Origin of the sequence: Brevundimonas sp. UYEF29 (assembly GCF_040546195.1) — a bacterium.
Lineage (GTDB): Bacteria > Pseudomonadota > Alphaproteobacteria > Caulobacterales > Caulobacteraceae > Brevundimonas > Brevundimonas huaxiensis.
On sequence record NZ_JBEPNH010000013.1, the window covers coordinates 20175 to 42402 of the forward strand.

A 22228-nucleotide genomic window follows, 5' to 3' on the forward strand; every position below is an offset into this window, starting at 1 on the left:
CCATGACCGCGATCACCCTCGGCCAATCGCCTCTCACCCTGGCGGAGCTTCGTGCGGTGCTGGAGGGCCCCGCTACCGTTTCACTAACGCCGGCCGCCTGGGCCGATGTGGACAAGGGCGCAGCGACCATCGCCGCCATCGTCGCCGAGGGGCGCACCGTCTATGGCGTCAACACCGGCTTCGGCCTGCTGGCCAACACGTCCATCGCGCCTGAAGACCTGGAGACGCTGCAGCGTAATCTGGTTCTCAGCCACGCCTGTGGCGTCGGGCCGCTGCTGCCGGATTCGGTGACGCGTCTTTTGATGGTGCTGAAGATCGCCAGTCTGTCGCGCGGCGCCTCGGGCATTCGGCGCGAGACGCTGGAGGCCCTGATTGCCCTGGTCAACGCGGACGTCCTGCCCTGCATTCCATCCAAGGGATCGGTCGGCGCCTCGGGCGACCTGGCGCCGCTGGCCCATATGTCCTGCGTCCTTATCGGCGTGGGCGAGGCGCGGCTGAACGGCGAGACCTTAGAGGCCGAAGCGGCTTTGGCGAAGGTCGGCCTGACGCCGCTCACGCTGGGCCCGAAGGAAGGTCTGGCTCTGCTGAACGGCACCCAGTGTTCGACGGCGCTGGCCTTGGCAGGTCTGTTCGCGGCAGAGGCGGCGTTCGCCGCCGGCATCGCCGCCGGGGCTCTGTCGGTCGATGCCTTGAAGGGGTCCGACGCGCCGTTCGATCATCGCATCCACGCCCTGCGCGGTCAGCCCGGCCAGATCGCCGTCGCCGCGCGCCTGCGCGAACTGATGGCGGGCTCCGCCATCCGCGACAGTCACCGCGACGACTGCTCCAAGGTCCAGGATCCCTACTCCCTGCGCTGCCAGCCCCAGGTCATGGGTGCGATCCTCGATGTGCTGACCAACGCCGCCGCTGCGCTGGCGCGCGAGGCCAACGCCGTGACCGATAATCCGCTGGTCTTCATCGAGGATGGCGACGTCATTTCGGGCGGCAACTTCCACGCCGAACCCGTTGCTTTTGCTGCCGATCAGATTGCCATGGCTCTGTGCGAGATCGGCAATATTTCGGAACGCCGCACCTCGATCCTGGTGGATCCCAAGATCAGCGAACTGCCGGCCTTCCTAGTCAAGGAAAGCGGGCTGAACTCCGGCTTTATGATCGCCCAGGTGACGGCGGCCGCCCTGATCGCCGAGAACCGCATGGTCGCTCATCCGTGCAGCGTCGACACCGTGCCGACCAGCGCCAATCAGGAAGATCACGTCAGCATGGCCACCCACGGCGCGCGCCGCCTGCTGGATATGGCCGAGAATACGGCGACGGTGGTCGGCATCGAGCTTCTGGCGGCGGCGCAGGGATTGGAATTCCATCGGCCGCTCACCAGCTCGCCGGCGCTGGAACGGGTCTTCGCCATCGTCCGCGAGGCCGCCGCCCCCTACGCCAACGACCACTATTTCGCCCCGGACATCGCTCGCGCGACCGACGCCGTGCGCGCCGGCCGCTACCGAACCTTCGCGGCGGACCTGCTGCCCTCGGCCTGATCCGGCTCAGCCGCCAAGAACGCCCAGGTGTTCCAGCAGGATGGCCGTGCCCAGACCGATCAGGGCGATGCCGCCGATGATCTCGGCCGTCTTGCCGAAGCGCGTGCCCACGGCCTTGCCGATCAGCATGCCGATCGTAGTCAGGATAAAGGTGGTGAAGCCGATCGAGGCGGCGATCACCCAGATATTGGCCCCGATGAAGGCCAGCCCCACGCCGACGGCCGCAGCGTCGATGCTGGTGCCGACCGCCGTCGCCACAAGCGCCCAGGGGCCGGACCGGCGCGGCGCCTCATCCTCGTCCGCGCCCCGCGGCTGGACGCCTTCCCAGATCATCTTGCCGCCGACGATCAGCAGCAGGGTGAAGGCGATCCAGTGATCCACCTTTTCGACCAGGCCGGCGGCGATGATGCCCAATCCCCAGCCGATCAGGGGCGTGATCGCCTCGATGATGCCGAAGACCAGGCCGGCCCTGACGGCGTCCTTGACGGCGGGTCGATGCGACGCCCCGCGTCCGACGGCGGCCGCAAAGGCGTCCGTGGACATGCTGAGCGAGAGAATGGCGATGGCGCCTGGGGTCATGAAACAGCACTCGACCGGACGCGTGACAGCGGTCCTGCACCGGCCGGTCGCGGCGTCAGGACACGCTGGTCTCGCTAGGCGGTGGTTCCGCTGATCGCGCCACGCGCCAAAGCGCGAGTATGTTGACGCGATCCCGACGACGAACGCCGGAAGCTACTCCCCAACAGGAGGCGGCTCTCTACACGCCGCCTCCCGCGCTTGGCAACCTCACAGGTCGATCAGCCGCCCGACTTGGGCGCCATGACGACGGGCGCATCATCGCGGGCCGAGGTCGATGCGCCGGCCGGTTGGCGCTCGACCGTCAGGGCGTAGGCGCCCATCTGATTGGGTCCATAGGCGCGGGCGCGCACGACGTACCAGCCGTCGTCCGGCGCGGTCCAATCCAGCTTGGCGTGCGCGTCAGACAGGCTGTCGTCATCTGTGGCCAGGCTGGTGAAATCGCCGTCCTCGTCTTCCTTGCCCAGGTCGATGAAGGAGTCGAAGGCGTTCGACACCATCGTCAGACGCAGCTTCTCGTCCTTCTTGGCCTGGAAGCGGTAAGCGTCGAAAAAGGCGCCTTCGTCGCTGAGCGCGGCGCTGTTCGACAGGGTACCACGCACGGTCGACCCGATCAGCAGGCTGCCGGGCTTGGGCTCTGGCCCCCGATCCAGCAGCTCCAGCGAATAGAGGCCCTTGCCCTCCGCATCCAGCGGCATGGCGCGGACCACATAGTTGCCGGCCGACGGCAGGGTGAAGTTCAGCCTTGAGTCCGTGCCCTCGGCCAGGCCGTCGTCATCGCTGGCCAGGGCCTCGAACTCACCGTCGGCCTTGCCGATCTCCAGATAGGCGTCGAAGTCGCCGGACCGCAGGATCGCCTGGACACGCTGACCTTCCGTTCCGGCAAAGGCATAGGCGTCGTAGCGTTTGGCGTCGTCGCCCTGGGGATCCTCGTCGGTGATCTCGCCTTGCACGGTTTGACCCAGGGTCGCCGTGGTCGGCGGCGGCGGCGGTGCGGTTTCGGTCAGCTTCAGCGTATAGTCGCCCTCGGCCTCGTCGCTGAACCCGCGCGCCTCGATGATGTAGTCGCCGTCGGCGTCCAAGGTGCGCGCAATGCGGGCGTCGGTGCCCGAGCCGGCGCCGTCGTCGTCCTCCGCCAGAACGGTATCGTCCGAAGCGCGGCGAAGCGTCAGATAGGCGTCGAAGTCGCTCGACTTCATCTCGATGGCGACGCGCTGGCCGTTCGTTCCGGTGAAGCGATAGGTCTCCGCGCGCTGGCCGCCGTCGTTCATGGCGCTGTCCGAGCCCAGTTCACCCTTGATCTCGTCACCGATCGCGATGGGTTTCGACGGCGGCGCGGGCGGCGCCTCGGCCAGGCCCAGGTCGTAGCGACCCAGCCCGTCTTCCAGCGACGTGGCCCGAATCACATATTCGCCGGCCGTCGGCGCCGTGAAGGTCAGCCGCGAATTCAGCCCGCCGCCGGGGGCATCGTCGTTGGAATTGATCTCGACGAAATCGGGACCGTTCATTCGTCCCACCCGCACCAGGGGATCGAAGGCCTCGGAATCCAGCGTCACGACAAACCGATCGCCGGCATTGGCGCGGAAGGCATAGGCGTCATAGCGGCCGCCGTCTTCCTGCTCGGGATCGCGGGCCGTCAGTTCGCCGCTCTGGGTCGCCCCGACACGAATGCCGCCGGGTCGTGGCGCACGCGGCGGCGCCGGGCGTTCCTGCAACGACAGACGATAGTCGCCGCCGTCCAGTCCGCTCAGCGTCCGGGCTCTCAGAACATAGGTCCCCGCCTGCTCCGGCGTGAAACGCAGCCGCGCATTCGTGCCATCCCCCAGTCCGTCGTCGTCGAACGCCAGCGGCTCGCCTGCCGCGCCGTCGGCATAGACTTCCAGATAGGCGTCGAAAGCATCCGAGCTCAGCGTGGCTTCCAGCCGCTGCCCCGCCCGCGCCTCGAACCGAAAGTCGTGATAGCGATATTCGTCATCCGCCGCCTTGGCGTCGCCGTCCGTCAGGGCGCCGTTCGCATTGGCCCCGATGCGCAGCGGCTGCGCGTCCTGGGCCACGGCCGGCGCGACCGCCCACAAGAGGGCCAGGGTGCTGACAGCGGCGGCGAGCGACGGACGGTTCATGAATTCCTCCAGCATAGGCTGCGGATCATAGACGCCGAACCGTGACGGCTGTAAATCGCCGCCATCCTGATTTCCCGCCAGACGGAGCTGCCATGTCGGCCCAATCCACGCCTGCGACCCTGATCGACGGCAAGGCCTTTTCGGTCGCCCTGGTGGAGCGCGTCGGGGCGGCCGTCGCCCGGCTGGAGGCGGCACACGGCGTCAAACCCGGCCTGGCCGTCGTCATCGTCGGCGAGGATCCCGCCAGTCAGATTTATGTGCGCAACAAGGGCGAGACGACGCTGCGCGCCGGCATGCGCTCCGACACCCACCGTCTGGCCGAATCGACGCGCCAGGATGAACTGCTGGCCCTGATCGCCCAGTTGAATGCGGATGCCGACATCCACGGCATCCTGGTGCAACTGCCCCTGCCCGCCCACATCGATGCGACGGTGGTTCTGGACGCTATTTCGCCGGACAAGGATGTGGACGGCTTTCACGTCGTGAACGCCGGTCGTCTGGCCGTCGGCCTGCCGGGCCTGGTCCCCTGCACCCCCTTGGGCTGTCTGATGCTTTTGAAGGATCAGCTCGGCGATCTGTCGGGCCTGAACGCCGTCATCATCGGCCGCTCCAACATCGTCGGCAAACCGATGGCGCAACTGCTGCTGGGCGAAAGCTGCACGGTCACCATCGCCCATTCGCGCACGCGGGACCTGCCCGAGGTCTGCCGCCGGGCCGACATTCTGGTCGCCGCCGTCGGTCGGCCCGAGATGATCAAGGGCGACTGGATCAAGCCGGGCGCGACCGTCATTGACGTGGGCATCAACCGCGTGCCCTCGGCCGATGCCGTCAAGGCCGCAGAGGGCAAGACCCGCGTCGTCGGCGATGTCGCTTTCAAGGAGGCGGTCGAGGTCGCAGGTCGCATCACCCCGGTGCCGGGGGGCGTCGGGCCGATGACCATCGCCTGTCTGCTGGCCAACACCTATTCTGCCGCCTGCCGCCTCAACAATCTCCAACCGGAGCCATTGGACGCTTGATGCATTTATTGGGCCGGTGAATAGTCCCGCTCAACGGCGCTATCGCCGAACGGGAGATGTCATGGTCCGCTTCAACGCTCGCGCCGTCGCTCTGACCGGTGCTCTGATGATCGTCCCCGCCGTGGCGGGCTGCGGCTACAACACCATTCCAACCAAGCAGGAACGCGCTGAGGCGGCCTGGGCCGATGTGCAGAGCCAGTATCAGCGCCGCGCCGACCTGATCCCCAATCTGGTCGCGACGGTTCAAGGCGCCGCGATCCAGGAACGCACCACCCTGACGGACGTCATCAACGCCCGCGCCCGCGCCACTTCGGTCAACGTCTCGGCCGACGACCTCGATAATCCGCAGGCCTTCCAGCAGTATCAGGAAGCCCAGGGCCAGCTGTCCGGCGCCCTGTCGCGCCTGCTGGTTACGGTCGAAGCCTATCCGCAACTTCAGGCCAATCAGAACTTCCTGACCCTGCAGTCCCAACTGGAAGGCACCGAAAACCGCATCCAGATCGCGCGCCGCGACTACAATGAGGCCGTCCGCGACTACAACACCACCCTACGCACCTTCCCGCAGGTGATCTGGGCCAAGACCCTGCACGGCGGGTCGCAGCCGATGCAGCTGTTCACCGCCACCGCCGCCGCCCAGTCCGCGCCGCAAGTCAACTTCAACCTGAACGCCCCGCCCGCCAATGCCTCGGCGCCCGGCGGCGGCGCTCCGGCCGTGGCGCCGGGCGCGACCCCGCCCGCCCAGTGACAAACCGTCAAGCGGCGACGCGGCGTTCGCCGGGCGTCGCCGCCCTCCTTTTCAGCCTTGTCATCGCCTTGCTGCTGGTCCTGCCGGCGGCGGCTCAGAGCAAGATCGACTTCCCGCCCCTGACCGGCCGCGTGGTCGATCAGGCCAATCTGCTCGATCCGGCGACGGAACAGGTCCTGACCGAGAAGCTCGCGGCGCTGGAAGCCAGTTCCACCGACCAGTTGGTCGTCGTGACGGTCAACAGCCTCCAGGATCAGGAGATCGAGGACTACGGCTATCAGCTGGGTCGCGCCTGGGGCATCGGCCAGAAGGAGAACGACAACGGCGCCCTGCTGATCGTCGCGCCGAATGAACGCAAGGTCCGCGTCGAGGTCGGCTATGGGCTGGAGCCCATCCTGACCGACGCCTTCTCGTCCCAGGTCATTCGCAACGACATTCTGCCGTCCTTCCGCGACGGCGATTACCAGGCGGGCGTAATCAAGGGCGTGGATGCTCTGATCGCCCAGCTTTCGCTCGACCCGGCGGAGGCGCAAGCGCGCGCCCGGGCCGCCGCGGCCGAACAAACCGACACCAAGGGCGACTCGATCATTCCGCTGGTCATCATCGCCGGGCTTTTCCTGTTCATCTTCTTGATCGCCATACGGTCTGGACGCGGACGACGCAGCAACGTCAGCTCGGTCCTTCTGTGGGCGGCGTCAGAGGCGCTGCGGAACTCCGGCAGAGGCGGCGGCGGCGGCGGCTTCGGCGGCGGCGGCGGCTTCGGCGGTGGCGGGTTCGGCGGCGGAGGCGGCAGTTTCGGTGGCGGCGGCGCCTCGGGGGGATGGTGATGCAGATCAAGGACAACGACCGCACCCGCATCGCCGAAGCCATAGCGGCGGCCGAGCGTCGGACATCGGGTGAAATCTTCTGCGTCGTCGCGCGTCGGGTCTCGACCTATGTGGACGTGAGCCTGGCCTGGGCGGCGGCGATGGCGCTTTTGGCCCCGATCGTCTTCGTTCCGTTCGTGCTGGATCTTCGCTGGCCCAGCGATGGCTGGCAGGCGGCCCACCAGGCCGCGCAGGACGCCACGACCGCCCAGGCCTTGGGCCTTTACGCGCTGTCGCAGGCCGTCGTTTTCGTCGGCGTGTGTCTGCTCACCCGTATCCCGGCCGTGCGCCGTCTCGTGACGCCCGCAGGCGTCAGGCGCGGCCGCGTCAGGGAGGCGGCCCTGCAGCAATTCATGGCTCAAGGCGTCCATGTCACTCAGGAGCGCACGGGCGTCCTGATCTTCGCGGCCATGGACGAACATCAGGTCGAACTGATCGCCGATGAAGGCATCTACGCCAAGGTCGATGAGGACGCCTGGGCTCAGGCCGTCGCCGTCCTGACCCGCGAGCTGCGCGCCGACCGCCCCGTCGATGGTTTCACCGCCGCCATCGGTCTGTGCGGCGAGGTTCTGGCCCGCCACTTTCCGCCGCGCGCCGACAATCGCAACGAGTTGCCCGATCATCTGATCCTGCTCTGATCGTCGCATCGGGGTCGCATTCGCGCGCCAGAAGGCCTAGCCCACGGTCAAAGTTCAAACAGCCGCCAGCTCATGCCTCGCCTTCTTACCTACAATGTCCACCGCTGCGTCGGCACGGATCGTCGCCTGGATGTCGGCCGGATCGTCGCCGTCATCGCCGAGTTCGAGCCGGACATCGTCTGCCTGCAGGAACTGGATGTCGGCCGCGCGCGCACAGGCGGGGTCGATCAGGCCGAGGCAATCGCCGACGGTCTGGCCATGACCTCACGCTTTCACCCGGCGATGCGGGTCGAGGCGGAACAGTACGGCGACGCCATCCTGACCCCGCATCCCGAACGGCTGATCCGCGCCGACGCCTTGCCGACCGTGAGCGGCATTCCAGGGCTGGAACCGCGCGGAGCGATCTGGTCGGAAATCGAGATCGACGGCACGGCCGTCAACGTCATGAATACCCACCTGGGCCTAGTCCCACGCGAGCAGCGGCTTCAGGCCGCCGCTCTGGCCGGGTCCGGCTGGGTCGGCGCATGCGAGGGACCGATCCTGTTGGCCGGCGATTTCAACGCCACCTCCATCACTCGCCCCTATCAGACCCTGTGCCGCAGCCTACAGGACTGCCAGCGTCAGTTGGGCCAGAAGCCCAGCGTGAAGACCTTCCCGTCCGCCTTCCCCGCTATCCGCATCGACCACTGTTTCGTCAGCCCGCATATCCGCATCCGCGCAGTGCAATCCGCCTTCTCGCCCCTGGCGCGCGTGGCCTCGGACCACCTGCCGCTGATCGTCGATTTCGAGGTCGTTCAACCCGGCGCGTGACCGCCCTCGGACGCGGGGCGGGTGCGCTGCGAACGGTTCAGACGCTTCCACGGGCGCCAGGCGTCGCTGGACGACGTGGGGTCGCCCAACTGCCATTCCGCAAACATCCGCTGGATACGCGTCGGGGGCTCTGAACCCAACGGCTTCAGTCGATCGGTTTCGAAGTTGCAGATCGCCTGTCCCATTGAGCCGAAGACGCCCTCGACCGCGGCATAGTCCTCCGTCGCGACGCCCAGCCAATGGGCGATCGTCCGGTGACGGTACGCCGTAATGAAGGCCCGACCCGCCGCATCGACAGGCTCGGCGGCGATGTCGCATTCGGTATCCAAGCCCATCGACCGGTTGTTCAGATTGGTGGACCCGATCCTGAGCAACCGATCATCAATGATGGTCACCTTGGCGTGGACGATGATCCGGTCGCCGTCGGCGGTCAGCGGGGCGAAGGCGAAGAAGCGGTTGTATTTGTCCGCCTGCTCCAGCCGATGAAGCACCTCGGCCCGGGCCGTGTCCATGGTCATGCTGTCGAACCAGCTCGGGCTCTTGGCGGTCGAGATGACGATGACCTGCGGCCCCTCCACCTCGGCTAGTCGTTCGGCCAGCGCGGCGGCGATGACCGGCGAGGTGAAATACTGGTTTTCGATATAGATCAGCCGCTTGGCGCGCCGGATGGATTCCAGGTGCAAGGCCTCGCTCTCGCGCACCTCGTGACGCCCCGACCATTTCGGCTCTGTGCGGGCGATGCCGACGGGCACGTCGGTCATCTGCACCGGCACGCCGTCGGGCCAGGGATCGTCCTCGACCTCATCCGGGATAGTGCGCTCCCACGTCGCCTTGAACCAGCGTTCGCGCGCCAGATCGCCCAGGGCTCGCGCCGCAGGGCCGTCCATCACGCTCATCACCTCGTGACGCGCCTTGCAGATCAGGCCGCTAGGCAGGGCGCGGCGCGGGTCGCCGTCCAGATGTTCGTCGGAATCCCAGCGATCGGTCGAGATGTCGCCACCGCCGCAGAAGGCCACCTTGTCGTCGATGACCACCACCTTCTGGTGATGACAGGCGCCGATAGGACCGGGGGAATCGAGCCGGAACTCCACCATCCGCTTACGGAACCAGCGCTGCGCCTTGTGCGGATAGAAGCCCTGCGACGCGGCGATCAGCAGCGGCGATTTCCAGATGAGCATTCGCACATCCAGGTCCGGCTTTTTCTTGACCAGCATCCGCAGCTGGCGACCGATTTCCGCCGACTTGTCGCCGGGCCGCGTTTCCGGATCCAGATGGGTGCGTGGATCGAACTGCCATCCCAGCAGCACGATGGAGCGTTGGGCCTTGTGAATCGCGGACGACAGGGCGTCGAAATAGGCCTCGTTTTCCATCAACACCGAAAAGCGGTGCGCGACGGCGGACGTCCACAGGGCTGGCCCCTGCTCCAGCAGACTGCCTTCGTAACTGTCGCCGGCTAAAGTCATGCGACCTATCTGTCTGATTCGCGTGACATGGTGTCGAAGCGCCTGCATCCTCCGTTCCACGCGCGTGTCCTTCGGTCAATCTTTCAGGGCGGGATTGTGACGTTCGCCGATTTGGCGCATAAGGAGCGTAGCCATACAGGCTGCGAGGGAGGGTAGAATGCAGGCGCTTGTCGAACTGATCGCTGGCTTCATCGCCCTGCTGGCCGCCGCCGTCCTGACGCAGTTCGGCGTCGACACCCACAACCCCAACCACGGCGACCGCGAAGTGCGCCGTGTGGTGGAGTGCCGTGACACCGGCTCCAACGCCACGCTGCTGTCCGAATCCAAGCGCGACTGCTGAACGCTGCGGCGCTTTGCGCGCTGCATGACGCGGTTCATCGACAGGTTGCGGACTTGAGTCGGTTTCGTCCGCATCGATCATGCTCTAGGGTTTCCTCGGCGCTGTCGGACGCCCGCGTAGAGATCGAGTTTTTGAGCTTATGAAGTCTCCCAAACGGCCGCCGCTGAAGCTGACCGACGACGAGGCCGCCGCGCCGGTCGATCTTTCGGCCTCCGATGAAATGTCGGTCCAGGAGGCGACACCGTCGCTCGATCCGATTCCCGAGCCTGACTTCGAGATCGTGCAGCCGACGTTCGAGCCGCCGATGTCGGAGCGCCGCCGCCGTCGCCTGCTGGAAGAGCAGCGGCAGGCCGAAGAACGCGCCCTTGCCGCCGAAAGGGGCGCCGCCCCTGTCAATGCGGAAGCGACGACAAAGACGCCTGTCGATATGGCGGTCACCGCCGGTCAGCCGCCCGCGCCGTTCGAGCTGTCCAAACCGCCGGCTGTGAAAACTGTTCAAGCCAAGGCCCAGGGCGAGCCGTCCGGCCGACACGCCTATGTGATCGCAGGCGTCGCCTCCGCCCTGTGGATCGGCGGTGTCGCCTCCTGGGCCGCTTACGAGTTCGGCGCCGGCGGGGCCGAACTGGACCCGCTCCGGATCGCCATCTACGCCCTGATCGCCCTGGCCCCTGCGGGTTTGGCCATCATGTTGGCCCATGCCGTCCGACAGGGCGCCGGTCTGGCCGCGGAGACGCGTCGCGCCCGGCAACTGGCCGAGGCCCTGGTGGCCCCGACCGCCCTGGCCGCCCAGCAAACCGGCGAGGTGCTTCAGACGCTGCGTTCCGACATCGATCACGCCACCCTGGCGGCGGAACGCGCACGCAACGACATGGCCCTGCTCCGAGAGGCGTTGGCCCAGGAGACAGCGCGCCTGAACGAGGCGGCCGAGAACGCCGGCCGCACCGCACGACGTCTCACCGAAAATCTGGGCCGCGAGCGTGACCAGATGCAGACCCTGGGCATCCACCTGGATACCCAGGCGTCGGGCGTCATCGACGCGGTCGAGCGTCAGTCGCGCATGGTCGCGGACGCCTCCGATCTGGCTCAGGCGCAACTCCGTGAAGCCGAGGCCGCCCTTGCTGCGCGCGCCGCCGACCTCGCCGCCGCCGCAGGCGAAGCCCAAGACGCCGCCCGCGTGGCCTCCGACGATCTGGCGCGCCAGACCATTCGACTGGAGAACGCCGGTTCGGGCGTCGCCGAGCAGATCCAGTCCGTCGAGGAAGGCCTCAGTCAGCAGCGCGCCGCCTTGGTCACCGCCGCCTACGCCCTGCGCACGGATCAGGAGGACTTCTCCGCCCAGGTCGAAAGCCAGCGCGCCCAGCTGATCGAACACCTGTCCGCCACGCGCAGCGCCGCGGGCGATCTGGATCGCACCACCCAGACCTCGGTCGAGTCCATGCGCGATCTGGTCGAGGCCGCCACCGACCAGTTCCGCGCTCTCGTCGACATGTCGCAACGCGAGGCCGACGGCTTCGATTCCGCCACCAAGCTCGCCCTGGATCGCTTCGAAGCGCTGGCCGCCGAGGCGCGCGACGCTCTGATGGAAGAGACGCGCCGCGCCCTGGAACAGATGCGCGCCACAGCCGAAGATTCCCGCGCCGCCGCAGCCGACGCCGCAGAACAGGCCCGTCTCCGCACCGACCGACTGGGTGAATCCCTGTTCGAAGCCGCCCAAAAGGCCGACACGGCCGCCGACGCTCGCATCGCCGACGCCCGCCGCATCGTCACCGAAACATCCGGCCTGGTCGAAGAGACCGGCGAGCGGATGGTCAGCCGGCTGGAAACCCTGGTCGCTCGTCTCAACAGCGCCTTGTCGGAAATCGACACCGCCGTCGCCGACATCGACGAACGCGCCGCGCGCCTGCCTCAGGAAGCCCGCGCCCGCGCCGACGCCGTGCGCGCCACGGTCGAGGAAGGCCTGGCCTCCCTTTCGGCCGCGTCGCGCAAGGCGGCCGAGGACACCGAGGCGTTGGATGTCGGCTTCCAGGATCGCGTGCGCCGGAACTACGACATGCTGACCGAGGCCGTGCGTCTGATGGGCGTGGTGTCGGGCGATACGACCCCGGTGCGGCGTCGCGAGCCGGCCGCAGAGATCGAAGCCCGGCCCGAACCTCGTCCCGAGCGCTGGATCGATCGCCCCACGCCCCCCGCCTCGCCGCCTGCCGAAGAGCGCCGGTTCGGTCTGCGCAGCCGCCTGCGCCTCGAGCCCGCAGAGACGCCGCCGCCGTCCACGGACAAGGGCCTGGACTGGAGCGATCTGATCGACGGCGACGACGACAACGAGGCCCCGCTGGAGCTGGACACGCCCTCCCCTTCGCCTGCCGAGGCCGAAGCCCTGTCCGACCGGGTCGCCGCCGCCATCCGGCGCATGGGGGTCGATCCCAACGCCCTCCTGCCCCGCTCGCGAGTCGAAGAAGCCGCCCGCGCCTTCAGCAACGGCGACCCCGACGCCGCGCGTCAGATCGTGCGTCGCGTCGCCCCGGCCGCCGTCCGCAGCGTGTCTCGCCGTGTCCTCAGCGACGCTGAACTGCGGGCTGACGCCGAACGCTATGTCCGCAACTTCGCGGTCATGCTGAACGCTTCGGCTCGCGCCGGAGACAGCGCGGCGGTGCAGTCCAGCCTGGCGTCCGACAGCGGTCGCGCCTTCATGTTGCTGGATGCGGCGGTCGGCGACCTGGGCTAAGACTTTTGCAGACTTGACGGCGTCGGGAAGTTACAGCCACTTGCACGTCACCGAACTGTCATGGATGGGGCTATGACTGGCACGATGAACGAAATCGACAGTCGGACGAGCGGCGATCGCCGCCCTGGCATCATCATATGCGCCTATGACGGCGACGATGACGGGTGGGATCTGGTCGAGGATCTGTCGGGCGAAATCTGGAGTCCCAGCGGGGCCCGCGCCGTGCCCATCGCCGCCGCCGATCCCGACGAACTCGCCTCCACCCTGGCCGCCCGTCTCGGGAGCGGAGAGTGCCGGGCTGTCCTCCTGGTCGGACGCACGCAAAAGGGCGCTGGCTTCCGGGTCCAGATGCGCGCCGAGAACCGCACTCTCGACTACAAGCACCGCCTGTCCAGCACCGGGCCGGGCGTGGCCCGCACCACGGCGCCCGTCGCCGACATGGTTCGCGCCCTGACCGCCGCCGGGCTGCAGGCCGACGCCTCGTCCGACATCGAGGAAGACGCCGGCTCCTATATTCTCTACCGCGTGCTCTCGGATTTGCCGGACGGCCCTCTGACGCCGTCGATCGGCCTGCTGCGCGCGCCCGCCCCAGCCAATGAGGCGGCCGTGCGAAAGGGCGTCAAGGCCGCCGCCTCGGCAATGGCCAGCCACCTGACGCCGCTGCCGCGTGTCGGTTAACCTTCCTGGGTCGCAGACATCGTCGAACTGGCGGTCTAGGGTTTTGAAATGACAGTGAGTCGCAACCTGATCGTATTCGCCGCCCTGAATGGCGCCCTGGCCGTGGCGCTGGGCGCCTTCGCCGCGCATGGCGCCGGGCCGCAGATCAAGACCCTGCTGACCACCGGCGCCCAGTATCAGATCGTCCACGCCGTCTTCGCCTTCGCCTGCGCCCGATGGACAGGGGGCGGCGGGCTAGCGCGCCTTGCGGGCTGGCTCGGATCGATCGGCGGCCTGATCTTCTGCCTCGCCCTGGCGGCGATCGCGTTTCTCGGCGTGCCGGCGTTCGGCGCCGTGGCCCCGATCGGCGGCCTACTGATGATCGCCGGCTGGCTCTGCCTGGCCTTTGCGGCCTTGCGCTCTCGCCCCTGATTTCCTCGTAGAAAGACCCAGCATCCATGGCCTTCCCCACGCCCGCCGAGCCGCGTCGTGTGCTCCACCCCGAGATCGAGGCCTACGCCTCGGGTTGGATGCCGACCGAAGGCGTGCATGAAATCTATTACGAGGAATCCGGCAATCCGCACGGCCTGCCGGTCCTGGTTCTACACGGGGGACCAGGCGGCGCGGTCAATCCGGGCATGCGCCGCTTCTTCGACCCGGCCGTCTATCGCATCATCATGTTCGACCAGCGCGGCTGTGGTCAGTCGCGGCCCCACGCCTCGCTGGAAAACAACACGACCTGGACCCTGATCGACGATATCGAGCGTCTGCGCGTCCTGTGCGGCGTCGACAAATGGGTGGTGTTCGGCGGGTCCTGGGGTTCGACCCTGTCGATGGCCTACGCCATCACCCATCCGGATCGGGTTCTGGCCCTGCTGCTGCGCGGCATCTTCCTGCTGACGAAGAAGGAGTTGCACTGGTTCTATCAGGACGGCGCCTCGATGATCTTCCCCGACGCCTGGGAGCGGTTCGTGGCCCCCATCCCCGAGGCCGAGCGCGGCGACCTGATGGCCGCCTATTACAAGCGGCTGATCGGCGATGATGTCGCCGAGCGCGAGCTCTGCGCCGTCGCTTGGTCCAGCTGGGAGGGCGAAACCGTCAGCGTCGAGGGCCCCAACGCCCGGCCGGACAAGTTCGCCGAGCCCGACTTCGCCGTCGCCTTCGCCCGGATCGAAAACTGGTTCTTCACCAACGCCGGCTTTTTCGAGGAGGACGGCTGGCTGCTGAAGAATGTTGACCGGATGCGGCATATCCCTTGCTGGATCGCGCAGGGCCGGTTCGATGTGGTGACGCCGATTTCAGGCGCCTGGGCGTTGCACCGCGCCTGGCCCGAGGCCCATCTGGACATCGTCGGCGACGCCGGCCACGCCTCGTCGGAACCCGGCATCGTCGATAGCCTGGTCCGCGCCGCCGACTGGGCCGCAAGCCTTCGGGCATGAAAAAACCGCCGCGCAGGACAGCGCGGCGGCCTTTCCATTTCCACAGATCAGAACCGCTTTGCGGTTCGATTGTCCATGCTCCACGCGCCCGGACCGGCGGTGAAGATGTACAGGAAGATGAAGCAGTACAGGATGGCCGCGTCGCCGCCGTTCACCGCCGGATACGGGCTGCTGGGGGAGTGGAACATCCAGTAGGCGACCGCCATCTGGCCCGAGGCGATGAAGGCGGCCGGACGCGTGAACAGGCCAAGAATCAGCAACAAGCCCGTGATCAGCTCGATCACCCCGCCGATGCCGAACAGCGACAGCAACTCCTGCTGACCGGGTTCGGCCCCGGCCGGAAAGCCGAAGACCTTGATGACGCCATGCGCCAGGAACAACAGACCGGCGACGATCCTGAGCGCCGCCAGGGCGCGGGAAGACCAGCCATTCGCTTGATTGAACATTCTCTTTCCTCGCCTTTTTGATGCGGTTGTTCACGGTCGGATCGGGTCCGACCGTGAAGCTTGTTCCGAAAATCAGGCGGCGTCCACCAGCACGACCTCGGCGTCCGACAGCGCCTTGACCGTCACGACATCCTCCTGAGCAATGGCCGCGCCGTCACGGGCGTTCAGTCGGACGCCATTGACCTCGACCTCGCCCTTCGCCGGGACCAGATAGGCCCGCCGCGCGCCGCCTAACGGATAGTCGGCGCTGTCGCCTGCCTTCAGCGTCGCCGCCACGATCCGCGCATCGGTGCGAATCGGCAGGGCGTCCCCACCGCTTTCAAGCGTATCGCCCTCAAAGCCCGACGCCAGGACCACGAACTGACCTGACCGCTCGCCCTTGGGGAAGGGCTTGGTGCCCCAACTCGGCGCGTCGCCGCGACGGGTCGGCTCGATCCAGATCTGGAAGATCCGCGTCAGGTCCGGCTCGGCGTTGTATTCGGCGTGCCGGATGCCGGTTCCGGCGCTCATCACCTGGACATCGCCCGCGACGGTGCGGCCCTTGTTGCCCAGACTGTCCTCATGGGTGATGGCCCCGTCGCGGACATAGGTGATGATCTCCATGTCGGCGTGCGGATGCGGCGGGAAACCGGTGCCGGCGGCGATCTCGTCGTCGTTCCAGACCCGCAGATTGCCCCAGCTCATCCGCTTGGGATCATAGTAGTTGGCGAAGGAGAAATGGTGTTTGGCGTTCAGCCAGCCGTGGTTGGCGCCGCCGAGGGATTCAAATGGTCTGCGCTCGATCATCGCACTCGTCCTTTCGCGTCGGAACCGTCCGACGCCTTTGCTTGACGGCAAGATAGAGATCGGCGACCGATCAGAAATAGAAACAACCGAAACTCATCGTTTCAGGACGCAACGCCGCCCATGTCCCGCCTGCCCGATCTGGAAGCCCTGGCCATCTTCGCCAAGGTCGCCGACAGCCAGTCCTTCTCCGGCGCGGCCGAGACGCTGGGCCTGTCCAAAGCGACCGTGTCCAAGGCGGTCACGCGTCTGGAACAACAGCTGAAGACCACACTGCTCCACCGCACGTCGCGGCGCTTCGCCCTTACCGATGCAGGCCGAACCCTGGCCGCCCGCGCCGCCCACATGCTGGCCGAGGCCGAGGGCGCGGTGTCGGAGGCGTTGGATATGTCCGTTACGCCGCGCGGCCTGGTGCGACTGGCGGCGCCCATGTCGTTCGGCATGGCCTATGTGGCCCCGGCCCTGCCCGAGTTCCTCGCCACGCACCCGGATGTGTCGGTCGATTTGCACCTGTCGGATGAGGTCATCGATCTGGTCGGCGGCGGCTTCGATTGCGCGCTGAGGATCGCCGCCCTGGCCGATTCCTCGCTGACGGCGCGCAAGCTGCGGCCTGTGGCCCGCGCCCTGGTGGCCTCGCCGTCCTATCTGGATCAGCGGGGTCGCCCCAACCATCCCGACGATCTGGCCCGTCACGCCTGCCTCGGCTACGCCTACATGCCCAGCCCCGACACATGGCGGTTCAGCAATGCGGCGGGTGAAGAAGTGGTCGTGCATCCGCGCGGGCCGCTGCGGGCCAACAACTCCGACGCCCTGACGGCGTCGTTGTGCGCGGGTCTGGGGCTCTTTCCCCAGCCGGACTTCATCTACTGGAAGGACGTCGCCGACGGCCATCTCGAGACGGTGATGACCGACTGGCGCCTGCCGCCCATCGCCCTGCATCTGGTGGCGCCCAGCGGCGGACCGCGCCCGGCCAGGGTCACGGCCTTCATGGACTATCTGGCGGAGAAGTTCAGCGGACCGCTGTGGCCGGGCGATACGGTGGGGCGCTAACCTTCAGCCGCACTTCACTTCGCGCACGATGTCGGTCGCCTCGTCATAGACGAAGTTCACCCGGTTCTCGCGATAGTCCATGGTCGCGGCGCAGGTGGTGCAAAGCACACGGAAGGTCTGGCCGGCGGGCGCGGTCGGGATGGCCGAACGGTTGCGGCCGACATAGCTCTGATAGTCCGAAACCTTGCACGCCTTGAAGGCGGTGTCCGATGCCGACGCAGGCTCGGCGGTCTGGACTGGCGCGCAGGCCGACACGGCCAATGCGCCGGCGGCCAACAGGGTGCTCACGATGATCTTCATGGTCGTCTCCTTGCATCGGGCTCAGCCGCAGCGGACCTGTTCGATGATGCCGGTCTGTTCGTTGTAGAAGATGTTCAGACGATAGGCGGAGAAGTCCTGCGTCACCGGGCAGGTGGTGCAGGTCACGCGCCGATTGACGACGTCCACCGGCACCGGGATTTCGGTCCGGGACTTGCCGACCAGATATTGCATCTCGCCGGCCTTGCAGACGTCCTCGGTCTGGGCGGTCGGCATTCGGCTGCCGACGGGCGGGTTGAGCTGAGCCTGCTCGACCGCACGCGGCGCGGGCGCCTCGGAAACCGGCGTCGAACAACCGGCCAGCAGAACCAGTCCGATCAGGCCGCCTTTTCCCAGCGCCCTTCGTCCGTTTGACGCCAATAGGCCAGGTTCGCGCCCTGCCCCTTCAGCGCCTTCCAACGTCCCCGCGCGTGTTGCAAAGCCGGCTCGTCGCGACCGTCGAAAATAATGAAGCATCGTTCGAACCCTTCCGTCCCGCCCAGTTCTGCGTCGTCGACTATGAACAGCGCCTGAGCGCCGTTCAGGTTCTCCCCTGTCTCGCTCAACAGCACAGGCTGGCGCTCGGCATGGGGCTGGTCGGCCCGGCCGTGCGGCAAAAAGCTGTCATCGCGAAACGTCCACAGCGTCTCGTCGACCTCGTCCAGCCGATGCGAATGCGACGATTTGATCATGGCCCGCCAACCCCGCTCGATCGTCTTTTCGAGCAGGGTTGGCAGCACCTGATCCAGCGATGAACGCTCCAAGTGATAGAACCAGATTTCGGGCTTGTCGCTCACCCGGCTCTACCTCCCAACCGATCAGCCTTCGTAGGAATCCGCGACCATCCGGTCCAGCGTCCGCACGGCGAAGCCGACGCCGCCTTCCGGCACGGTGGGGCTGGGGCTCTTGTTGGCCCAGGCCGTCGGCGCGATGTCCAGGTGCGCCCACGGCACGCCGTTGGTGAAGCGTTGCAGGAACAGGGCGGCGGTGATCGAGCCACCGGCGCGGCCGTTGCCGGTGTTCTTCACATCGGCGATCTTGGAATCGATGTGCTGCTCGTAGATGGCCGGGATCGGCATGCGCCAGAAGTTCTCGCCGACCTTCTTGGCCGCCGCCAGGATCGGATCGGCGACATCGTCAGAGTTCGAGAAGACGCCGGCGTAATCCAGGCCAAGGGCCACGATCATGGCGCCCGTCAGGGTGGCCAGGTCGATCATGAACTTCGGCTTGAAACGCTCTTGGGTGTACCAGAGGGCGTCGGCCAGAACGAGGCGACCTTCGGCGTCGGTGTTGATGACCTCCACCGTCTGACCCGACATGGACACGACCACATCGCCCGGACGCTGGGCGTTGCCGTCCGGCATGTTTTCGACCAGGCCCAGCACCCCGACGACGTTGACCTTGGCCTTGCGGCTGGCCAAGGCGATCATGGTGCCGGTCACGGCGGCCGCGCCGCCCATGTCCCACTTCATGTCTTCCATGCCTTCGGCCGGCTTGATCGAGATGCCGCCGGTGTCGAAGCAGACGCCTTTGCCGACGAAGGCCAGGGGCTGAGCGCCGGCTTCGCCGCCGTTCCACTTCATGATCGCCAGCTGGCTCTCGCGACGGCTGCCCTGGCCCACGCCCAACAGGGTGCGCATGCCCAGCTTCTCCATCTCGGCCTCGCCGAGGATTTCGACTTCAAGGCCCAGGCTCTCCAGCGCCTTCACCCGCTTGGCGAACTCGGCCGGATACAGGACGTTGGCGGGTTCGGACACCAGATCGCGCGCGAAGATCACGCCGTCGGCGACGGCCGACAGCGGCTCCAGCGCGGCTTCAGCGCCCCGCAGGTCGGTCGTGACCACGCGGATGGTGGTGATCGACGGAATCTTGTCGGCCTTTTGCGTCGTGCGATACTTGTCGAAGCGATAGGCGGCCAGACGCGCGGCGAAACCGACGCGGGCGGCCTGCTCAGGCGACAGGTCCGAAGCGTCGATCGTCAGCACCTCGGCGCCCGACAGCTTGACCGCCGCATAGGCGTTGCCGCCGAAGGCCTCGACCGCCAGGTCATCCAGCTTGTCCTTTGCGCCCGCGCCGACGAGCAGCACGGCGTCCGCCTCGACGCCCGCTGGCGCGGCGATGCTCAGGCTCTGTCCTGCCTTGCCCGTGAAACGACCCTTGCCCGCCGCCTTGGTCAGGGCGCCGTTGGCCTTGCCGTCCAGCGCGGCCCCGGCGGCGGTGAAGGTGCGATCTTCAAAAACCGGTACGGCCAGGATTTCGGCGGCGTCCACGGCGGCGACGAATTCGATCTTCATTCAATCAACTCCAGCCAGGCCCCACCCGGCGTCTGCAAACAGCAAAATGACAACGGCGCGTCTGCTTGTCGCGGACGCGCCCTGATGTGCTACTAGATGCGCCTCAATGTCGCCGCCTGCAACCGGGCGAAGTCCATCCGCCCATGACCCTGATTCAAAGATACCTTTTTCGCCAGATCCTGTTCCCTGTGATCGCCGCGTGCGCAGCGCTGGCGGGAATCGGGATTCTGAGCCAGAGCCTCGACCAACTCCAGGTCATCGTGGAGCGGGGCCAGAGCGTGTGGATCATGGTCAAGCTGACCCTGCTCGCCTTGCCGCAACTGCTGTCGGTGATTCTGCCGATTGGCCTTTTCGTCGGCGCCCTGATCGCCCTGACCCGTCTGCAACGCGAGCAGGAGCTGACGGCGGCCTTTGCGGGGGGCATGACCCGGTGGCAGGTCATATCGCCGGCCGCCCGCATCGCCGTGCTGGTCGCCCTGGTCACTCTGCTGGTCAATGTCTTCATTCTGCCTTGGGCGCAGCAGGAGGCGCGGCGTCAGGCGTTCGACATCCGCACCGACCTCGCCGCCCTGCTGGTCGAGGAAGGCCAGTTCGTTCAGGGGCCTGACGGCCTGACCGTCTATGTGCAGCAGATCGAGCAGAACGGTCTGTTGAAGAACCTGTTCGTCTATCTGGACGACAAGGACAAGGTCACGACCTGGAACGCGTCCGAGGCGCGCTTCAGCCGCGACGCCGGCGGCATTCCGATTCTGACCATGATCGATGGCTCGGCCCAACGCTATTCGTCGGGCGGCGTGCTGGAGACGCTGTCGTTTGGGCGATACGATTTTTCTCTCGCACCCTTCGTCGGGGTGACCGACACCATTCGCTACAAGCCGACCGACCTCTATCTGCGCCAGTTGCTGAACCCGACGGCCAAGGTGCTTGAGGTCGCGGGCTCTCGCGGCGAACTGCTGGCCGAGGCCCATTCGCGGCTGGCCTCGCCTCTCTACGCCATGGTCGCCATGGCCCTGGCGCTTTCGGCCATCCTGGGCGGCGCCTTCAGCCGCACCGGCTATACCCTGCGCATCGCCAAGGCGGCGGGCCTGTTCCTGGTCCTGCGCGTCGTTGGCTACGGCCTTGTCGCCGCCAGCGCCTGGAACGGCTGGATGAACGTGCTCCAGTACGTCGTGCCGATCGTGGCTATCGCCGTCGCCCTGCGGGTTCTGTTCCGCGCGCTGAAGCCGCGTCGCAGCCGGACCACCGCCGCCTTGCGCGATCTGAAGGCCAAGTTCGCATGACCGCCCTCGCCGCCTCCGCCCGTCGCTCGCCGCATATCCCCCGTCTCGGCGGCATCGAACGCTATGTGCTGGTCCAGCAGCTGAAGTCGCTGGGCGTGGCCCTGGCCGTGATTTCGGCCCTCGTCATGCTAATCGACTTTGTCGAGGTCTCGCGCGGCGTCGGCTCGGCTCAGGATCTGTCGGCCGTCCGCATCTTCGGTCTGGTGCTGCTGAAGTCGCCCTCGGTCATCGTGCAGTTGATGCCGTTCGTGTTCCTGTTCGGCACCCTGTCGGCCTTCATCAGCCTGAACCGCCGCAGCGAACTGATCGCCATGCGCGCGGCGGGCGTCTCCGCCTGGCGTTTCGTCCTGCCGGCGGCCGGCATGGCCTTCGTGCTGGGCGTTCTGACCGTCACGGTCTTGGGTCCGATGGCCTCGGCCGGCGATGGTCTGTGGCAACGCGAGCGCGCGCGGATTTCCGGTACGGCGCCCGGCGGTGACCCCAAGGAGGCGATCTGGTTGCGCGAGGGCGACGATCAGCGCCAGATGATCATCCGCGCTGGCCAGCAGGACCGCGCCAACGCGCGCCTGCTGAACGTCAGCTTCTTCATCTACACGACCGCCCCCGGTGGTGGTCGCACCTTCTCCGAACGGATCGACGCCAAGTCGGCCTCGCTGAACGCCGGCAGCTGGCGCCTGACCGACGCCGTCGGCGCCCAGATCGGCCAGCGCGCGGTCACCTACTCCAGCCTGACCCTGGTCTCCAGCTTGGCCGACGACGAGGCGTTCGATCGTTTCGCCCGACCGCAAGCCACGCCCTTCTGGTCGCTGCCCAACCAGATCAGTCGAATCGAGAACGCGGGCTTCACCTCGACCGCCTATCGCCTGCGCTTCCAGCAACTTCTGGCCACGCCTCTGGTGTTCGCCGCCATGTCCATCCTGGCCGCCGCCTTCTCGCTGCGGCTGATGCGACTGGGCGATCTGGCGCGCATGAGCGTGTCGGCCGTGGTGCTGGGCTTCGCCTTCTTCTTCCTGAACCAGTTTTCGTCGGCGATGGGATCGGCCGAGGTCGTGGCGCCCTTCGTCGCCGCCTGGCTGCCGCCTCTTCTTACCGGGCTCGCAGCCTTGACCTTGCTGTTCTATACCGAAGACGGCTAATCGGGCGCTCGCTTCTCA

Annotated in this window: 23 protein-coding genes and 1 riboswitch; of the genes, 14 read left to right on the forward strand and 9 right to left on the reverse strand. The window is 67.0% G+C overall.

Going from position 1 to position 22228, the window contains the following annotated elements; all coding sequences use genetic code 11:
- Nucleotides 1-2: 2 nt before the first annotated feature.
- The gene (gene hutH / locus ABIB58_RS15130; RefSeq protein WP_354042398.1) at nucleotides 3-1532 is read left to right on the forward strand and encodes a histidine ammonia-lyase; all 1530 of its coding nucleotides are present in this window, start codon (nucleotides 3-5) and stop codon (nucleotides 1530-1532) included.
- Nucleotides 1533-1538: 6 nt separating this feature from the next.
- On the opposite strand, the gene ABIB58_RS15135 is transcribed toward hutH, so the two are convergent.
- Both ABIB58_RS15135 and ABIB58_RS15140 read right to left on the reverse strand, forming a co-directional pair.
- Nucleotides 1539-2111, reverse strand: coding sequence for a manganese efflux pump MntP (locus tag ABIB58_RS15135; protein WP_045811257.1), 573 nt, complete (start codon nucleotides 2109-2111; stop codon nucleotides 1539-1541).
- A 27-nt stretch (nucleotides 2112-2138) separates the two neighbouring features.
- Nucleotides 2139-2282: riboswitch (yybP-ykoY riboswitch) on the reverse strand.
- Nucleotides 2283-2329: 47 nt separating this feature from the next.
- Nucleotides 2330-4228 (reverse strand): PPC domain-containing protein, encoded by a 1899-nt coding sequence (locus tag ABIB58_RS15140; protein ID WP_156146804.1) that lies wholly within the window; start codon nucleotides 4226-4228, stop codon nucleotides 2330-2332.
- Between the two features lie 92 nt (nucleotides 4229-4320).
- Between ABIB58_RS15140 and folD the strand changes: the two genes are divergently transcribed.
- The 5 genes from folD to ABIB58_RS15165 all read left to right on the forward strand — a co-directional run bounded on the left by folD (nucleotide 4321) and on the right by ABIB58_RS15165 (nucleotide 8303).
- On the forward strand, nucleotides 4321-5244 hold the full coding sequence (gene folD / locus ABIB58_RS15145) for a bifunctional methylenetetrahydrofolate dehydrogenase/methenyltetrahydrofolate cyclohydrolase FolD (RefSeq protein ID WP_045811258.1): 924 nt from the start codon (nucleotides 4321-4323) through the stop codon (nucleotides 5242-5244).
- 61 nt (nucleotides 5245-5305) lie between these two features.
- Complete coding sequence (locus tag ABIB58_RS15150) at nucleotides 5306-5989, forward strand: LemA family protein (RefSeq protein WP_039248006.1); 684 nt, start codon at nucleotides 5306-5308, stop codon at nucleotides 5987-5989.
- Nucleotides 5986-6816 carry a TPM domain-containing protein gene (locus ABIB58_RS15155; protein ID WP_354042408.1) on the forward strand — a complete coding sequence of 277 codons (831 nt, stop codon included), beginning with the start codon at nucleotides 5986-5988 and terminating at the stop codon, nucleotides 6814-6816. Before ABIB58_RS15150 ends, ABIB58_RS15155 begins: the two co-directional genes overlap by 4 nt.
- Nucleotides 6816-7493 carry a TPM domain-containing protein gene (locus ABIB58_RS15160; protein WP_354042412.1) on the forward strand — a complete coding sequence of 226 codons (678 nt, stop codon included), beginning with the start codon at nucleotides 6816-6818 and terminating at the stop codon, nucleotides 7491-7493. Before ABIB58_RS15155 ends, ABIB58_RS15160 begins: the two co-directional genes overlap by 1 nt.
- Nucleotides 7494-7565: 72 nt before the next feature.
- Entirely contained in the window at nucleotides 7566-8303 is a 738-nt protein-coding gene (locus ABIB58_RS15165) for an endonuclease/exonuclease/phosphatase family protein (RefSeq protein WP_354042416.1), read from the forward strand.
- Here the strand turns inward: ABIB58_RS15165 and ABIB58_RS15170 are convergent.
- Entirely contained in the window at nucleotides 8288-9766 is a 1479-nt protein-coding gene (locus tag ABIB58_RS15170) for a phospholipase D-like domain-containing protein (protein ID WP_354042420.1), read from the reverse strand. The genes ABIB58_RS15165 and ABIB58_RS15170 overlap by 16 nt on opposite strands.
- A 157-nt stretch (nucleotides 9767-9923) precedes the next feature.
- Between ABIB58_RS15170 and ABIB58_RS15175 the strand changes: the two genes are divergently transcribed.
- The 5 genes from ABIB58_RS15175 to pip all read left to right on the forward strand — a co-directional run bounded on the left by ABIB58_RS15175 (nucleotide 9924) and on the right by pip (nucleotide 14924).
- Nucleotides 9924-10106, forward strand: a complete 183-nt coding sequence (locus tag ABIB58_RS15175; protein ID WP_039247996.1) for a hypothetical protein — start codon at nucleotides 9924-9926, stop codon at nucleotides 10104-10106.
- Nucleotides 10107-10245: 139 nt separating this feature from the next.
- Nucleotides 10246-12828 (forward strand): tipN, encoded by a 2583-nt coding sequence (locus tag ABIB58_RS15180; protein ID WP_185225431.1) that lies wholly within the window; start codon nucleotides 10246-10248, stop codon nucleotides 12826-12828.
- Nucleotides 12829-12900: 72 nt separating this feature from the next.
- Nucleotides 12901-13506 carry a C15 family peptidase gene (locus ABIB58_RS15185; protein WP_082064464.1) on the forward strand — a complete coding sequence of 202 codons (606 nt, stop codon included), beginning with the start codon at nucleotides 12901-12903 and terminating at the stop codon, nucleotides 13504-13506.
- Between the two features lie 48 nt (nucleotides 13507-13554).
- Complete coding sequence (locus tag ABIB58_RS15190) at nucleotides 13555-13917, forward strand: DUF423 domain-containing protein (RefSeq protein ID WP_045811264.1); 363 nt, start codon at nucleotides 13555-13557, stop codon at nucleotides 13915-13917.
- Nucleotides 13918-13943: 26 nt separating this feature from the next.
- Complete coding sequence (pip, locus tag ABIB58_RS15195; protein WP_045811265.1) at nucleotides 13944-14924, forward strand: prolyl aminopeptidase; 981 nt, start codon at nucleotides 13944-13946, stop codon at nucleotides 14922-14924.
- Nucleotides 14925-14971: 47 nt separating this feature from the next.
- On the opposite strand, the gene ABIB58_RS15200 is transcribed toward pip, so the two are convergent.
- Nucleotides 14972-15370 (reverse strand): DoxX family protein, encoded by a 399-nt coding sequence (locus tag ABIB58_RS15200; RefSeq protein ID WP_045811266.1) that lies wholly within the window; start codon nucleotides 15368-15370, stop codon nucleotides 14972-14974.
- A 72-nt stretch (nucleotides 15371-15442) separates the two neighbouring features.
- A complete protein-coding gene (locus ABIB58_RS15205; protein WP_045811267.1) occupies nucleotides 15443-16156 on the reverse strand; it encodes a pirin family protein in 714 nt (237 codons plus the stop codon).
- A gap of 120 nt (nucleotides 16157-16276) precedes the next feature.
- On the opposite strand from ABIB58_RS15205, the gene ABIB58_RS15210 reads away from it, so the two are divergent.
- A complete protein-coding gene (locus tag ABIB58_RS15210; RefSeq protein ID WP_354042437.1) occupies nucleotides 16277-17203 on the forward strand; it encodes a LysR family transcriptional regulator in 927 nt (308 codons plus the stop codon).
- Between the two features lie 3 nt (nucleotides 17204-17206).
- Here ABIB58_RS15210 and ABIB58_RS15215 read toward each other — a convergent pair whose 3' ends face one another.
- The 4 genes from ABIB58_RS15215 to ABIB58_RS15230 are packed head-to-tail and all read right to left on the reverse strand — an operon-like array spanning nucleotide 17207 to nucleotide 19794.
- Nucleotides 17207-17503: a hemolysin gene (locus tag ABIB58_RS15215; protein WP_185225433.1), complete on the reverse strand. Its 297-nt coding sequence runs from the start codon at nucleotides 17501-17503 to the stop codon at nucleotides 17207-17209.
- A 21-nt stretch (nucleotides 17504-17524) separates the two neighbouring features.
- Entirely contained in the window at nucleotides 17525-17881 is a 357-nt protein-coding gene (locus tag ABIB58_RS15220) for a hypothetical protein (RefSeq protein WP_174085785.1), read from the reverse strand.
- On the reverse strand, nucleotides 17839-18297 hold the full coding sequence (locus ABIB58_RS15225; RefSeq protein ID WP_055755192.1) for a DNA polymerase III subunit chi: 459 nt from the start codon (nucleotides 18295-18297) through the stop codon (nucleotides 17839-17841). The genes ABIB58_RS15220 and ABIB58_RS15225 overlap by 43 nt, the downstream gene beginning before the upstream one ends.
- Before the next feature lie 21 nt (nucleotides 18298-18318).
- The gene (locus ABIB58_RS15230) at nucleotides 18319-19794 is read right to left on the reverse strand and encodes a leucyl aminopeptidase (RefSeq protein WP_354042445.1); all 1476 of its coding nucleotides are present in this window, start codon (nucleotides 19792-19794) and stop codon (nucleotides 18319-18321) included.
- Between the two features lie 143 nt (nucleotides 19795-19937).
- On the opposite strand from ABIB58_RS15230, the gene ABIB58_RS15235 reads away from it, so the two are divergent.
- Together ABIB58_RS15235 and lptG are read left to right on the forward strand one after the other, a co-directional pair.
- Complete coding sequence (locus ABIB58_RS15235) at nucleotides 19938-21074, forward strand: LptF/LptG family permease (RefSeq protein ID WP_354042448.1); 1137 nt, start codon at nucleotides 19938-19940, stop codon at nucleotides 21072-21074.
- A complete protein-coding gene (gene lptG / locus ABIB58_RS15240; RefSeq protein WP_354042450.1) occupies nucleotides 21071-22210 on the forward strand; it encodes an LPS export ABC transporter permease LptG in 1140 nt (379 codons plus the stop codon). Before ABIB58_RS15235 ends, lptG begins: the two co-directional genes overlap by 4 nt.
- The last annotated feature ends 18 nt before the right edge of the window (nucleotides 22211-22228 follow it).

What these genes read in the sequence shown, in the direction of transcription:
- hutH (WP_354042398.1), top strand. Translation starts at nt 3, where the DNA reads ATGACCGCGATCACCCTCGGCCAATCGCCTCTCACCCTGGCGGAGCTT.
- ABIB58_RS15135 (WP_045811257.1), bottom strand. Translation starts at nt 2,111, where the DNA reads ATGACCCCAGGCGCCATCGCCATTCTCTCGCTCAGCATGTCCACGGAC.
- ABIB58_RS15140 (WP_156146804.1), bottom strand. Translation starts at nt 4,228, where the DNA reads ATGAACCGTCCGTCGCTCGCCGCCGCTGTCAGCACCCTGGCCCTCTTG.
- folD (WP_045811258.1), top strand. Translation starts at nt 4,321, where the DNA reads ATGTCGGCCCAATCCACGCCTGCGACCCTGATCGACGGCAAGGCCTTT.
- ABIB58_RS15150 (WP_039248006.1), top strand. Translation starts at nt 5,306, where the DNA reads ATGGTCCGCTTCAACGCTCGCGCCGTCGCTCTGACCGGTGCTCTGATG.
- ABIB58_RS15160 (WP_354042412.1), top strand. Translation starts at nt 6,816, where the DNA reads ATGCAGATCAAGGACAACGACCGCACCCGCATCGCCGAAGCCATAGCG.
- ABIB58_RS15165 (WP_354042416.1), top strand. Translation starts at nt 7,566, where the DNA reads ATGCCTCGCCTTCTTACCTACAATGTCCACCGCTGCGTCGGCACGGAT.
- ABIB58_RS15170 (WP_354042420.1), bottom strand. Translation starts at nt 9,766, where the DNA reads ATGACTTTAGCCGGCGACAGTTACGAAGGCAGTCTGCTGGAGCAGGGG.
- ABIB58_RS15175 (WP_039247996.1), top strand. Translation starts at nt 9,924, where the DNA reads ATGCAGGCGCTTGTCGAACTGATCGCTGGCTTCATCGCCCTGCTGGCC.
- ABIB58_RS15180 (WP_185225431.1), top strand. Translation starts at nt 10,246, where the DNA reads ATGAAGTCTCCCAAACGGCCGCCGCTGAAGCTGACCGACGACGAGGCC.
- ABIB58_RS15185 (WP_082064464.1), top strand. Translation starts at nt 12,901, where the DNA reads ATGACTGGCACGATGAACGAAATCGACAGTCGGACGAGCGGCGATCGC.
- ABIB58_RS15190 (WP_045811264.1), top strand. Translation starts at nt 13,555, where the DNA reads ATGACAGTGAGTCGCAACCTGATCGTATTCGCCGCCCTGAATGGCGCC.
- pip (WP_045811265.1), top strand. Translation starts at nt 13,944, where the DNA reads ATGGCCTTCCCCACGCCCGCCGAGCCGCGTCGTGTGCTCCACCCCGAG.
- ABIB58_RS15200 (WP_045811266.1), bottom strand. Translation starts at nt 15,370, where the DNA reads ATGTTCAATCAAGCGAATGGCTGGTCTTCCCGCGCCCTGGCGGCGCTC.
- ABIB58_RS15205 (WP_045811267.1), bottom strand. Translation starts at nt 16,156, where the DNA reads ATGATCGAGCGCAGACCATTTGAATCCCTCGGCGGCGCCAACCACGGC.
- ABIB58_RS15210 (WP_354042437.1), top strand. Translation starts at nt 16,277, where the DNA reads ATGTCCCGCCTGCCCGATCTGGAAGCCCTGGCCATCTTCGCCAAGGTC.
- ABIB58_RS15215 (WP_185225433.1), bottom strand. Translation starts at nt 17,503, where the DNA reads ATGAAGATCATCGTGAGCACCCTGTTGGCCGCCGGCGCATTGGCCGTG.
- ABIB58_RS15230 (WP_354042445.1), bottom strand. Translation starts at nt 19,794, where the DNA reads ATGAAGATCGAATTCGTCGCCGCCGTGGACGCCGCCGAAATCCTGGCC.
- ABIB58_RS15235 (WP_354042448.1), top strand. Translation starts at nt 19,938, where the DNA reads ATGACCCTGATTCAAAGATACCTTTTTCGCCAGATCCTGTTCCCTGTG.
- lptG (WP_354042450.1), top strand. Translation starts at nt 21,071, where the DNA reads ATGACCGCCCTCGCCGCCTCCGCCCGTCGCTCGCCGCATATCCCCCGT.